14 protein-coding genes and 1 riboswitch are annotated in these 13084 nt (G+C 27.0%); of the genes, 1 reads left to right on the plus strand and 13 read right to left on the minus strand.

Features of this window, described 5'->3' with window-relative positions; all coding sequences use genetic code 11:
* The first annotated feature begins 47 nt into the window (after window positions 1-47).
* A riboswitch (TPP riboswitch) is annotated at window positions 48-151 on the plus strand.
* 34 nt (window positions 152-185) lie between these two features.
* Window positions 186-875: an energy-coupled thiamine transporter ThiT gene (thiT, locus tag JOC62_RS17705; protein ID WP_204596606.1), complete on the plus strand. Its 690-nt coding sequence runs from the start codon at window positions 186-188 to the stop codon at window positions 873-875.
* A gap of 388 nt (window positions 876-1263) precedes the next feature.
* Here thiT and JOC62_RS17710 read toward each other — a convergent pair whose 3' ends face one another.
* The 13 genes from JOC62_RS17710 to JOC62_RS17770 all read right to left on the minus strand — a co-directional run.
* Window positions 1264-1929: an ABC transporter ATP-binding protein gene (locus JOC62_RS17710; RefSeq protein WP_204596607.1), complete on the minus strand. Its 666-nt coding sequence runs from the start codon at window positions 1927-1929 to the stop codon at window positions 1264-1266.
* The gene (locus JOC62_RS17715) at window positions 1929-3098 is read right to left on the minus strand and encodes an FtsX-like permease family protein (protein ID WP_204596608.1); all 1170 of its coding nucleotides are present in this window, start codon (window positions 3096-3098) and stop codon (window positions 1929-1931) included. The genes JOC62_RS17710 and JOC62_RS17715 overlap by 1 nt, the downstream gene beginning before the upstream one ends.
* 7 nt (window positions 3099-3105) lie before the next feature.
* Window positions 3106-4170, minus strand: a complete 1065-nt coding sequence (locus JOC62_RS17720) for an ABC transporter permease (protein WP_204596609.1) — start codon at window positions 4168-4170, stop codon at window positions 3106-3108.
* 63 nt (window positions 4171-4233) lie between these two features.
* The gene (locus JOC62_RS17725) at window positions 4234-4623 is read right to left on the minus strand and encodes a hypothetical protein (protein ID WP_204596610.1); all 390 of its coding nucleotides are present in this window, start codon (window positions 4621-4623) and stop codon (window positions 4234-4236) included.
* Window positions 4624-5022: 399 nt separating this feature from the next.
* A complete protein-coding gene (gene glmM / locus JOC62_RS17730; protein ID WP_204596611.1) occupies window positions 5023-6366 on the minus strand; it encodes a phosphoglucosamine mutase in 1344 nt (447 codons plus the stop codon).
* A gap of 81 nt (window positions 6367-6447) precedes the next feature.
* Window positions 6448-6762 (minus strand): YerC/YecD family TrpR-related protein, encoded by a 315-nt coding sequence (locus JOC62_RS17735; protein WP_204596612.1) that lies wholly within the window; start codon window positions 6760-6762, stop codon window positions 6448-6450.
* Between the two features lie 86 nt (window positions 6763-6848).
* A complete protein-coding gene (locus JOC62_RS17740; RefSeq protein ID WP_204596613.1) occupies window positions 6849-7676 on the minus strand; it encodes an AIM24 family protein in 828 nt (275 codons plus the stop codon).
* A 166-nt stretch (window positions 7677-7842) separates the two neighbouring features.
* Window positions 7843-8106 (minus strand): flagellar motor switch protein FliN, encoded by a 264-nt coding sequence (gene fliN, locus JOC62_RS17745; protein ID WP_204596614.1) that lies wholly within the window; start codon window positions 8104-8106, stop codon window positions 7843-7845.
* 3 nt (window positions 8107-8109) lie between these two features.
* Window positions 8110-8994, minus strand: a complete 885-nt coding sequence (locus JOC62_RS17750) for a FliM/FliN family flagellar motor switch protein (protein WP_204596615.1) — start codon at window positions 8992-8994, stop codon at window positions 8110-8112.
* 15 nt (window positions 8995-9009) lie between these two features.
* Entirely contained in the window at window positions 9010-9771 is a 762-nt protein-coding gene (locus tag JOC62_RS17755) for a flagellar hook-basal body complex protein (RefSeq protein WP_207758213.1), read from the minus strand.
* An 8-nt stretch (window positions 9772-9779) separates the two neighbouring features.
* On the minus strand, window positions 9780-10553 hold the full coding sequence (locus JOC62_RS17760) for a flagellar hook-basal body complex protein (protein WP_204596616.1): 774 nt from the start codon (window positions 10551-10553) through the stop codon (window positions 9780-9782).
* A gap of 10 nt (window positions 10554-10563) precedes the next feature.
* On the minus strand, window positions 10564-11271 hold the full coding sequence (locus JOC62_RS17765) for a sigma-70 family RNA polymerase sigma factor (protein ID WP_204596617.1): 708 nt from the start codon (window positions 11269-11271) through the stop codon (window positions 10564-10566).
* A gap of 20 nt (window positions 11272-11291) precedes the next feature.
* The coding region (locus tag JOC62_RS17770; protein WP_204596618.1) for a flagellar biosynthesis protein FlhA at window positions 11292-13084 on the minus strand (1793 nt) is incomplete at its 5' end.

Consider the following 13084-nt stretch of genomic DNA (forward strand, 5'->3'; position numbering starts at 1 on the left):
GCATCAAATTAATATTAAAATAAACTTGTTAATAAAATATATATTTATAACTGTGCTAGGGGTGCCAAATATTTGGCTGAGAGATGCATATGCATTAACCCTTAAACCTGATCTGGCTAATACCAGCGTAGGAAAGCAATTAAGTTTTCATACGTCCTTCTAGCACAAGTATAGGAGGTTTTTTTATGGAATTTTTTAATGACTGGGGAGAGAGATTCAGTTCACTATATACTGATCTTCCAGAAAAATTTAGGACAATCATAGAGAGTCCTATGACAATACTTACTATTATAGCTTGCTTAGCCTTACTCTTAGCTTTATTTAAGTTTAGAAAAATTAAGTTTAATGCAAGAATAATTACTCACGTTGCAATAGCTCTAGCGCTTTCAACACTACTTAATGTTTTTAGAATATATAGATTTCCTCAAGGTGGTAGCATCACTTTAGGTTGTATGGTTCCAATACTTATTATAGCTTTTGCTTATGGTAAGGAAATAGGTTTTTTAGCTGGATTCTTATATGGATTAATAAACTTAATCACTGATCCTTATATAATACATCCAATACAAATGTTATTTGATTATCCGTTACCAGCTATGGCTATGGGATTTGCAGGATATTTTAGAGATAGAAGAATGCTCGGGGTATTTGTTGCATTCTTTATAAAATTCTTATGTCACTTTATCTCAGGTGTTGTATTCTTTGGTCACTATGCACCAGCAGGAATGGGGGCTATTCTTTACTCAGCTGCAGTAAATCTACCTTTAGTTGGTGGTGAAATGGTTATTTGTATGGTTATATTAAAGCTTATACCAGTGGAAAGAATCATTAAAATAATAAATCCAGATTATAGTCTTAGGCCAGTGAATGCCTAGCTTATAATATATTATTAAGTATAAAAAGAGAGTACTAAACTATTTTAGCACTCTCTTTTTTTTGTATATATATCTTAGGGATGTCTAAAAAGACATTATCTGAATAGCTATTTATATATAAATTTTAATGCTTTATTAAGCAATATAATATCTAATTAGTTTTGTCTTATATTAAAAGTATTACTTTGATATATTCTAAATTTTAATACTACCAATTTTAATTCTATGCTTTATAAAATAAAAAAGACCAAGAATAAATAATTTAATTATCTATTCTTGATCTAACATTAATAAAAAATACTATTACTTTGTCCTATTTTTATACTCTTCCTCAATTTAAATAAATAAAATTACTTCTATTTATTTAAATTTAATAATATCTATGGTTTTAAATAATTTTCCCATCTTTCATATATATAATTCTATCGCAATAACTTGCTATTTTATCATCATGAGTTACAATTATAATAGTTTTATTATATTTCTTATTTAACATCTTCAAGATTTCCATAATATTCATACCATTTTTTTGATCAAGAGCACCTGTCGGTTCATCCGCTAATATCAAATCACTTTCTTGCACAAGCGCTCTACAAATTGCAACTCTTTGTTGCTGGCCTCCTGATAATTCTGAAACTAACTTATTTTTATATTCTAATATTCCTAATTCTTTTAAATATTTATCAGCTATAATATTTTTTTCTTTTTTATTAACTTTTCTAAACTTTAGAGGTAATGTAACATTTTCAAATACTGTATAGTCCTTTATTAGTGCAAAATTTTGAAATATAAATGCTATTTCCTTATTTCTAATTTTGCTTAAATTATTTATATTTTTTTTATTTATTATTATATCTTTTAATTTATATTCACCATTTGTCGGTAAATCTACTGCCCCTACTATATTTAAAAGAGTACTTTTACCACATCCTGATGGTCCCATTACTCCTATAAATTCACCTTCATTAATATCTAAAGATATGTTATCTAATGCAATTAATTTTGCCATGTCTTTACCATATATTTTGGTAATATTATTTAATGATATAATCATTACTCCCTCACTCCTCCAATAAGTTCTCTTACAGTTAACTTATTAATTTTTTTTACATTCCACATTAAAACTAATATAATTATCAGTAAAGTAATAATTAATGATATTAGAATTACTCCTTGCTGATTTACACTATAAAAAAATATTATAGATAATTCCGTTAATTTAAATGATATAGGAATACTAAGTGTTGTTCCTATAATTATTAATACTAACATTTCTTTAAATAGTTTTTTCATTATATATAAACTACTTCCACCACAAACCATTATTATTCCTATTTGCTCTTTATTTTCTTCTATTTTATAATTTATGGTTAATGTTATTATGAAAATTGCTATCATAGTAATTGCCAAACTCTGAGTAAAATTTATCATCTTTAATGAATTAATACTTTCTAAAAAGCTATCTAATTGAGATTGCATATTTTTCCCTATTAGATCATTGTCTATCTCTTTTATTTCATCATAAATAGATCTTGACTCATTAATGTCACTTCCATTTATTATTAATACATAATAATCTTCAAGATTTATTTTATTTATAGGCTGTACTATAGAGTCATCCAATGAGATTGATTGTGATACCGCATCCCCATCCATATCATTAAATAATAGACTTTTATTTAATATTCCAATAATTTTATAAAATTTCCCATTACTTTCTTCTATTATATCTCCTACTTTATAAAGCTTCTCAAAATTTTTACCTACTATTATTGGAATTTCTTTATCACTTATTTTCCACTGTGATTCATCGATCTTATTATCTAAATTTTTATTTAATTGCTTTATATAATTAAAATTCATCTGTGTTATATAAAATCCATTGAACTCCTCAAATCCTTGTTTTATAGGATTTCGCTTTAATTCACTTTTTATGTTTATATCATTATTGGCTACTGTTCTTGATTGTGATATTAAATATTTATCTTTATACTCACTTTCTAATTTTTGTATGATCTTTTCATCTGGTCTACTATCAAATTTATTTACATATACACCAGTCTCTACTGGAAAACTATCTATAAATCTATATTTATAATTATTATCAAAGGATATTATATTAATAAGTTGTCCTACCATAAGAATCCATAACATTATTTCGATAATTATTAATATGTTAATTAAATATTCTTTCTTCCATTTAAAAAATAAAAATTTCTCCATAACTAACCTACCTTATATGATTTTTAATATTAAATTTTAATATGTCTATATATGAAAATATAGATGAAATTAATGATATTAAAAGTGTAACTATGGTTGATATAATTATAGTAGAAAATCTTAAAGAATCTTCTAAATAAAGAACCTTCGCGATAATGACAACAACTCCTCCACCAATTAACATTCCTATGATTCCAATTATAAATGTATTTTTAAATATATATTTAAATATATATTTATTATCTGCACCTAATATCTTAAATATAGATATTTTCCTTTTAATCGATCTTATCCAAAAAATAGAAAATATAATACAATTAATTACCGCTAATGCAATACATATGACTAAATTTTTAATAGTATCAAACATTCGTTTTATCTGTAAACTAATTATTTTTAATAAACTTGTTTCACTATAATTTTTAATTTCTTGAATATATACATTCTTAGAACTAGATATATATTCAGAGTTCACAGGTATAAAAAAATTGTATGTATCTGATTTATACTTTGAAACCTTTGTATTATATATAGACTTATAAGGAATAAATACTGATGTATCCAAAAAACTATCTTCTCTTACTATACCAATTACCTCAAATTCCAATATCTCATCTTGTAACTCAATATCTAAATATAATTTTCCATCTTTCTTTTTACACATCTCCTCTAAATTATATCCTATAATCGCTACTTTTTTACCTTTATTTAATTCTTCATTTTCAAAGTATCTTCCATCTAATTCTTTTGTCTTGTAACTATAAGGCTTGCTTTCTAATACTGGAAAAATACTCATCATCTTTTCCATATCTTCTCTTTTTGACTTTGATGCTAATGGATTTCCATAAACAAGTTCATTTGACTTTGTAACAATATCTAGATATTCTTGCATTGACAATAGTTCATTTGATTTTATAATTACTTCTTTAAATTTATTACCAAAGTTTTGTTTATCTACATCATATTTTATATGAAAACCTATTTTACTTATTATTATTGATAATACCACTATTAATATAGTAAATGATACACATAAAAATATATTAGTTTTACTATTAAAAATCCTCTTCATGTAAACACCCTCTATTATAAAATAGTAATAAGAGCGTATGCTCTTATTACTATTTTTATTATTTTATTTAGTAAATAATGTTAAATAATTATATGGATCATCAGGTCCGACAACACTATGTTGACTTTGCCACACATGTAATGGATCATCATCATATCCTCTTGCATATACTTGTACATATACATCATTTGGGTTACTTCTATTTGTTTTTGATCCTAAAGTAACTCCCTGCTTTGATTTTGCATAAATTTGTACATGTAAATTACTTTTACTAGTTCCTGCAACTTTAACTGTACTCGCTTCTCCAACATTATTATTCGCAAGATTTAAAAATCCCTTAGCTTGACAATTTTTGTAATTAAATGTTCCTGATGTGCTTTGTGCAGCAGCAAATGCTGTTGTTGAGAATACTGTTGTACATAATAATGTTAGTGCTAATAATTTTTTTTTCATACCCTATACCCCTTTTAATAATATTTTTTAAGTACTTCTTAGTTATATTAAATTTAAATATTATAGATAATTACTTTGTAAATACTTGTAATTAAACCTACATAAATTTCATATTCTATATATTTTAACTTTAAAAATATAGTAATCTATAAAACTCTAGTTACTTTTTCCTATAATGTATACTCATCTTTAACTTTCAATAAGAAGTACTTTCATATATATTATATACAAATTATTTTACTTATTATGTCGAATTTACCACAAATTATACAAAAAAATATACAAATTACGGGTAATTTGTATATTTTTCAATTCAATTCTTCTATTTTACTATAAAATATTTTTATCTATTATATATTTTTTATAAATATATAATAATATTATTTAATTTTATAACAATTAGCACTTAGCTAATATCATATCTGCTAAGTTATGAGCTAATTTATCAATTTCTTCTTGATTTTCACCCTCTAACATAACTCTAACTAATGGTTCTGTACCTGAAGGTCTTATTAATACCCTTCCTTTACCATCCATTAATTTTTCCATTCTTTCTATTTCTGCTATTATTTCAGCATCTTTTAAGTAAATATCTTTTTTATCATTAGGAACTTGTGCATTTACAAGAACTTGTGGAAGCTCTCTCATTATTGAGCATAATGAACTTAAAGATTCTTTACTTCTCTTAATTATTGATGAAACTTGAAGAGCTGTAACTAATCCATCTCCTGTTGTATTACATTCTAAGAAGATTATGTGACCTGATTGCTCTCCACCTAAAACATAGTCATCATTTACCATTTCTTCTAATACATATCTGTCTCCGACTTTAGTTTTTAAAGTTTTTATCCCCAAGTTTTTACATGCAATATCTAGTCCTAAATTACTCATTACAGTAACTACTAAAGTATCATCTTTTAATCTTCCAAGATCTTTAAGATGTTTTGCACATAATGCTAATATAAAGTCACCATTTATTAAATTTCCTTTTTCATCTACTGCTAAGCATCTATCTGCATCTCCATCAAAGGCAAATCCAGCATCGCAACCTTTTTTAACTACATATTCCATTAATTCTTCTGGATGCGTTGAACCACAATTTTCATTAATATTAGTTCCATCTGGATTATCATTTATAACATAAACTTCAGCACCTAAATCTCTGAATGCTTCAACTGCTGCTTTATAAGATGCTCCATTTGCACAATCTAAAGCAATTTTCATTCCTTCAAGATTTGATGATATTGTATTTTTTGCAAATTCAATATAATCATCTAAAGCTGCAACTTCAACTTTTTCTCTTCCAAGTGAAACTCCTGTAGGACTTGGTACTCCTTCAAAGTTTGATTCAATTACTCTTTGTATTTCGTCTTCTAACTCATCTGAAAGTTTATACCCATTATTATTAAAGAATTTTATTCCATTATATTCTACCGGATTGTGTGATGCTGAAATCATTACTCCTGCATCTGCTCCATATTCTCTAGTTAAATGTGCTACAGCTGGTGTTGGTATCACTCCAAGCACTACAGCCTCTGCTCCAACTGATAATATCCCTGCAACTAATGCTGCTTCTAGCATATCCCCTGAAATTCTTGTATCTTTAGCAACTAATATCTTTGGTTTGTGTGCCGCTTCTGTTAATACGTACGCTCCTGCTCTTCCAAGATTATATGCAAGTTCTGCTGTAAGTTCAGTATTTGCAACTCCTCTTACTCCATCAGTTCCAAACATTCTACCCATAAAATTTTACCTCTTTCTTTTGATTTAAATTTACATTAACTTATTAACTTTTTTTACCTAATATATAGTATATTATTTTATTTACTTATTGACAACTTTTTCATCATCTATTCTATCTAAAACCATGTTATATCCGCCACTTCCATAGTTTAGACATCTATTAACCCTACTTATCGTTGCAGTACTTGCACCAGTAATTTCTGCAATTTCAGTATATGTTCTTTTGGACTTTAAAAGCTTAGCTACATGTATTCTTTGAGCTAGTGCTTTAACTTCAGTTATCGTAGCAACATCATCAAAAAAATTATAGCATTCTTCTATACTCTCTAGTTTTAAAATAGCTTCAAAAAAAAGGTCCATATCTTTCCCTTGTATCTTTGAGTTCATTAAGCTCATAATATATTCCTCCATAGTTTTCTATTAATTATTATATCATTTTGCTTTATTAATTCATAACTTTATCATATGGAAGTAATATTTTTTTAATTATCATCAAATTCCTCTTCTTTAAAGTTACTTTTAACATTTAGCTCTCTCATCTTATCATATACAATTTTAGTCGGTACAAGCCAGACATCACCAGTTCCTCTATAAACATTAAGTAATCCTTCACCACTTGTTGCACTACCAATTAGAGATGTTGCTGACTTTTCTACTGAAAATTCTATATCACCACTTCTTAATATTGCAAAGCTACCATCTATCTTTAAAGTATCATTATTTAGCTTGCATCTAAAAATTTCTTCTTCTGGAACTGGAAGTTCTAAAACAACAATTCCGTCTCCATGTATTCTTGTTTGAAAAATTCCTTCATTACCAAAAATCATTGATGAAATAGTCTTCTGACTAGTTGGTGATACATCTACCCCCTCTTCACAAGCTAAAAAAAGTCCATCATCTACTATTATGTGATCATCCTCAAGTTCTATTAAAGCATAATGTTTAAAAGATGGCTCTAGAAATATTTCTCCTGTTCCGGAATAAACTGGCTTAAACATTTCTTCACCAGTTAGTTTACTTGATATAAACTTCTTAGAAAGTCCTATAACACCTCCGGTTTTATTTATGATATCAATATTACCTTTCATATAACTTAAGGCACCAGATTCCATCTTAACTCTGCTCTCATCTAGCATTATTCTAATTTGCTTTAATTTAATACCTGATCTATTCATAATATTTAAATCAAATGCTGTGTCCACTTCTGTAGCACCCTTTAATTCATCATATTCTAATATTTGAAATCTTGAATCATTTGTCATTTGACTAATCATTGTTAATTTATTTTCAAACGCTAAGCTCGTCCTCATAAAAACCTCCGTATGTAATTGAATATTTTCTATTCAATCTACAATTGTTATTATATATCTAAAAAGAGATACATCTAAATTATAGACATATCTCTTTTACTTATTCAATGATCTAATAAACTAATTCATAGTATTTATTCTCTCTTATTAATTCCACTAGTTAAAATTATTTTAATGTTTTAACTAAATCTTCTGCATCTAAAACTTTAGTTATCTTTATTCCAAAGTTTTGCTGTGAAACTATAACTTTGCCATATGCTATTTTCTTACCATTTACAAGTATCTCCACTTCTGCATCTTCTAAAGTATCTAATTCAATTATAGACCCTTTTCCAAGAGCTAAAACTTCATTTAATGACATTCTGGCTCTTCCTAATACTGCTGTTACTTCTATTGGTATATCTAATATTCTAGCTATATTATCTATCATATCTTATCTCTCCCTACTGATAATATCAGTTATTTGAACACCTTTTTTAATACCTAATGTTCCTGGTTTTGCTTTATATATATCTGCTCCACCAACCTTAACTATAATATCATCATGAATTTGTTGATTTAAGAGAATTACATCTCCTTCTTGAATATTTAATAAGTCATTAATGCTTATTTCTATCGTTCCAAGATTAGCCTGTATATCCATATCAACATTTTTTACATACTCAAAAATCTCATTAGAAAAAATATCATTTAACTTTTCTTCTTCTTCTGAATTAACTTTTATATTTACTAAATTATTTATAACAGGTTCCATACTTTTATAAGGCATGCAAAATCTCATTCTTCCAATATTACAATTATTAATTTTAACTCCTATTATTGATTCAAATACAATATCTTTACCTGTAAGTCTTTGATATTGAGCTGTATTAGTATATATACCTGTTATTTCAACACTATCATATTTATATGGTAAATATATTCTTTGTAATAAACCTTGTATTAAATATCTTGTAAGCTCTAAATCTATTTTTGTAGGTTCCCTATTAATATCTTTAACCTTACCACTCCCCCCCAAAAGTAAATCCACTAAACTAAGTACAACACTTTTATCTATAAATAAAGTTAAATTCTGAACATTAGAATCAATATTATATTCGATTATAATATCATCTTTATGTGTTCTTTCTAAAAAATCATCATAGCTAACTTGATTGCTTGTTTCTAACTCTAATTTAAATCCTTCTTTTTTTGTTTCGTAACTTATTTGTAAATTAGAAGTTTTGCAAAACTCCTCACTCATCATTATTAGATGTCTTATATTTTCTATAGAAAATTTTTCACTTTTCTTAAAGTCATATAATCGTACATCATTCATATCCTATCCTCTTTCTTATCTTGATTGTAAATTATTTATCATAGACCACATATCATCTGCTACCTTAAAGCTTTTGCTAGTTAATTGAAATGCTCTTTGAGTTGCTATTAAATCAGTTATTTCTTGTGGCATATTAACATTTGACATCTCTTTATATCCTTGCATAATATTACGATTCTTTTCTACTTTAATATTAGCTCCTCTTTTAGGCGAAAATAAATTATCACCAATTGATAAAAAATCCATATTCCCATCAGATTTATATGTATTAATGTAAGCAACTTTATTATTATTAACAAATACTTCACCTAATTTATTAATAGTAAAATTGTTATTTTTAAGTCCTATATTAGAATAATCATTATGTCCTATAAATTGCATATCTAATATATTTCCATTATTATCTACTAATTTACCACTGGAATCTACATTAAATTCACCATTTCTAGTATAAGCATATGTATTATTGCTTCTAATTACCCTGAATAATCCTTCTCCATCTATAGCCATGTTACTATTTATATCAGTTCTAATTAAGCTACCTTGAGTAAAGATTCTAACTGCTTCTGTTGCTTTAGAACCCGTTCCTACAGTTGTATTCTTATCATTTATAGGAAAAGAGTCTCTTTTCATGCTTTTTCTAACTAAATCCTCAAATTGAGTATCTAATTTTTTATATCCTACAGTACTAACATTTACAATGTTATTTGATATAATATCTATTTTTTCCTGATTAGAGCTCATACCACTTGTAGCAATATTAACTATGTCAAACATATATTCACCTACCTAACATTTCCTATTTCATTAGCCATTTTACTTAAAGTAGAATCCATTATCTGAACTACCTTTTGATTTGCTTCAAAAGCTCTTAAATTAACCATTAATGATGCTGTAACATCAATAATATCAACATTTGACTTTTCTTTACAACCATTTCTTATTTTATAGTCATTAACTGTAGTGGGATTTTCGCCATCAATTAAGTTTTGTCCAGCTTTTTTTAAAGCATTATGATCTGCAAAATCTACTATCTTAAACTTATATCTTACCTTTGAATCTAATAAAATATTATTATTTTTATCCATAGTAATTTTAGAGTTTCCAACCCTTATTGGCTCTAACTTATTACTATTTTTATTTATTCCCATAACTTGATATCCTGAACTATTAACTAAATAACCACTATTATCTATTTTAAATCCACCATCTCTAGAATATCTTGTATTACCATTATTATCTTTTATAGTAAAAAAGCCTTTTCCTTCTATTGAAAAATCTGTATTATTATTAGTTTCAACAAGTAACCCTTGGGAATAATCAGTACTTATTTTATCAATCCTAACTCCAGGATTTAATACTCCCAAATTTTGCTTTCTACCTTTTCCATTTAAATATCTGTCCTTATTACTTAACATCATGTCTTCAAAAGTCTTTGATATAACATGTTCACTTTTATATCCTGTAGTATTTATATTTGCCATATTATTACTTATTACTTCTTGACTAGCTTGTAAGTTAATCATAGCAGATACTGATGAATACATTCCTCTTAGCATATTAATCCTCCTAAGCTATATTATAATTCATTTTCTTTATTACATTTCTTAAATTGATAATGGCCTTACTATGTAATTGAGACACTCTAGACTCTGATACTTCTAATATCTTTCCTATTTCCTTTAAAGTAAGATCTTCATAATAGTATAATGATAAAATCAATTTATCTCTTTCCTTTAAACTGTCTATTGCCTTAGTTAAAATATCTATTTTCTCTTCTTCTTCAATAATATTTAATGGTGTTTTCTTTTCATCATCTTTTATTGTATCAATTAGGCTAACATCAGTATTTCCTTCAAAAATAATATTATCTAAAGAGGTCATACTCATTTTATAAATATTATTTTCAATTTTATTAATTTCACTTAAAGGTATATTTAAATATTTAGAAATCTCAATATCTGTTGGCTCTCTATATAAGTAATTTTGTAAAGTAACAACTGCATTATTGTAATCATTTATCTTCATAACATCATTTCTTGATATAGGTGATTGTCTTCTTATTTCATCTATTATTGCAGCTCTTATTTTTAAACTAGCATAACTTGAAAATTTACAACCTTTAGTATCATCAAAAGTATCAAATGCTTCTAAAAGTCCCATAGTTCCATAACTTACTAAATCTTCGTACTCTATGCCAATACTATTATTTTTATATTTAGCTGCTATATATCTAACAAGGTTAATATTGTCTAATATGTACTTTTCCCTATCCATTTTATTAACCTACCTCCTAGTTAAATATTTACTACTGCACTAGCCCTTATCTGAACATCATTTGGAATTTCATTAAGTGACAATATTGATATATTAGGAAACACCATTTCTACTAACTTTCTAAAAGGAGCCCTTATTTTAGGAGATACTAAAATTACTGGTATGTTGTTATAAAAATCAACATTTTCTGTAATTTCTTTAATACTAGAAAAGATCTTATTTGTACTATCAGGATCTACTGCTGGATAAGTTCCATTCATAGATTTTTGAAGATTATTTGCTATTAAATTTTCAACATCACTAGATAATGTGGCTACTGTTATGTAATTATTTTCATCTACAAGTCCATTGCAAATACTCTTATTTAATGCCATTCTTACATACTCTGTTAAAAGTTCAATATCCTTAGTATTTACTGCATTATCTGCTAAAGTTTCTAAAATAGTTACTCTATCTTTAATTGAAACTTTTTCTCTAAGTAAGTTTTGGAATACCTTTTGTACCTCTCCTAGTGTCATTAAATCTGGCACTAATTCATCTACAACTACGCCATACTTTTCTTTAGTTGCATCCAGTATAGTTTTTACTTCTTCTCTTCCTATAAGTTCATAAGCCTTATCTTTTATAAGTTCTAGTAAATGTGTAACTAATATAGTAGATGGATCTACTATTGTATATCCTCTTAGTTCTGCTTCCTCGACTTTATCTTTATTTATCCATTTAGCTTCTAATCCAAAACTTGGCTCTACAGCTTTTATTCCTTCTATATCTAATCCTAATTCCATAGGATCCATACATAAAAGCATTGTTGGCATTAATGCATATGTAGCTACTATATTTCCTTTAATCTTTATGCAGTATTCATTTGGCTCTAATTGAAGATTATCTCTAATTCTAATAGGCTGTAATATTATTCCCATATCAATTGCACATTGCCTTCTTATGGAAGATATTCTTTGTAATAAATCTCCCCCATTACTTTCATCAGCAAGGGGTATAAGTCCATATCCTATTTCCACCTCTAGAACTTCCACGTTAAGAAGTTCAGTCACATTCTCAACTTCATTAACTGTAACTGGTTCTTCGTCTACTGCAACCAATTCATTTTTTTCTTCTTCTTTAGCCTTATTTTCATTATTTCTCAAAGTAAATCCAATTAGAGTAAGTCCAGCTCCTAAAGTAAATAGTGTTAATTTAGGTAACCCTGGAATAAGCCCTAAAATAAATACTACTACTCCAGTCATCATCATTGCTTTTGGGATAGATGTAAGTTGTTGTCCTGCTAAGCTTGCAAAACTTTCATCACTATCTGCCCTAGTAACAAGTATACCTGCTGATGTAGATATTAATAATGCTGGTATTTGACTAACAAGCCCATCTCCTATTGTTAACCTTATATAAGTTTGACTTGCTTGAATAAAATTCATATTAAGCATTACAACACCAATAATTATTCCACCAATAATATTAATTATGGTTACAATTATTCCTGCTATAGCATCACCTTTAACAAACTTAGATGCACCATCCATAGATCCATAAAAATCTGCCTCTTGTTGCAATTCCCTTCTTCTCTTTTTTGCAGTAACTTCATTAATCATACCTGCATTTAAATCTGCATCAATACTCATTTGTTTTCCTGGCATAGCATCTAATGTAAATCTTGCTGATACTTCTGAAACTCTACTTGATCCATTAGTTATTACTACAAATTGAATTATTATAATAATTAAGAAAATAATTATTCCAACAACATAATTTCCTCTAACAACAAAACTACCAAAAGATTCAATTACATTTCCTGCATAACCTT

Source organism: Clostridium sardiniense (assembly GCF_016907995.1).
GTDB lineage: Bacteria > Bacillota > Clostridia > Clostridiales > Clostridiaceae > Clostridium > Clostridium sardiniense.

Bases quoted from the DNA above. Each gene is read 5' to 3' on its own strand.
- thiT (WP_204596606.1), top strand. From the start codon at position 186: ATGGAATTTTTTAATGACTGGGGAGAGAGATTCAGTTCACTATATACT.
- JOC62_RS17710 (WP_204596607.1), bottom strand. From the start codon at position 1,929: ATGATTATATCATTAAATAATATTACCAAAATATATGGTAAAGACATG.
- JOC62_RS17715 (WP_204596608.1), bottom strand. From the start codon at position 3,098: ATGGAGAAATTTTTATTTTTTAAATGGAAGAAAGAATATTTAATTAAC.
- JOC62_RS17720 (WP_204596609.1), bottom strand. From the start codon at position 4,170: ATGAAGAGGATTTTTAATAGTAAAACTAATATATTTTTATGTGTATCA.
- JOC62_RS17725 (WP_204596610.1), bottom strand. From the start codon at position 4,623: ATGAAAAAAAAATTATTAGCACTAACATTATTATGTACAACAGTATTC.
- glmM (WP_204596611.1), bottom strand. From the start codon at position 6,366: ATGGGTAGAATGTTTGGAACTGATGGAGTAAGAGGAGTTGCAAATACT.
- JOC62_RS17735 (WP_204596612.1), bottom strand. From the start codon at position 6,762: ATGAGCTTAATGAACTCAAAGATACAAGGGAAAGATATGGACCTTTTT.
- JOC62_RS17740 (WP_204596613.1), bottom strand. From the start codon at position 7,676: ATGAGGACGAGCTTAGCGTTTGAAAATAAATTAACAATGATTAGTCAA.
- fliN (WP_204596614.1), bottom strand. From the start codon at position 8,106: ATGATAGATAATATAGCTAGAATATTAGATATACCAATAGAAGTAACA.
- JOC62_RS17750 (WP_204596615.1), bottom strand. From the start codon at position 8,994: ATGAATGATGTACGATTATATGACTTTAAGAAAAGTGAAAAATTTTCT.
- JOC62_RS17755 (WP_207758213.1), bottom strand. From the start codon at position 9,771: ATGTTTGACATAGTTAATATTGCTACAAGTGGTATGAGCTCTAATCAG.
- JOC62_RS17760 (WP_204596616.1), bottom strand. From the start codon at position 10,553: ATGCTAAGAGGAATGTATTCATCAGTATCTGCTATGATTAACTTACAA.
- JOC62_RS17765 (WP_204596617.1), bottom strand. From the start codon at position 11,271: ATGGATAGGGAAAAGTACATATTAGACAATATTAACCTTGTTAGATAT.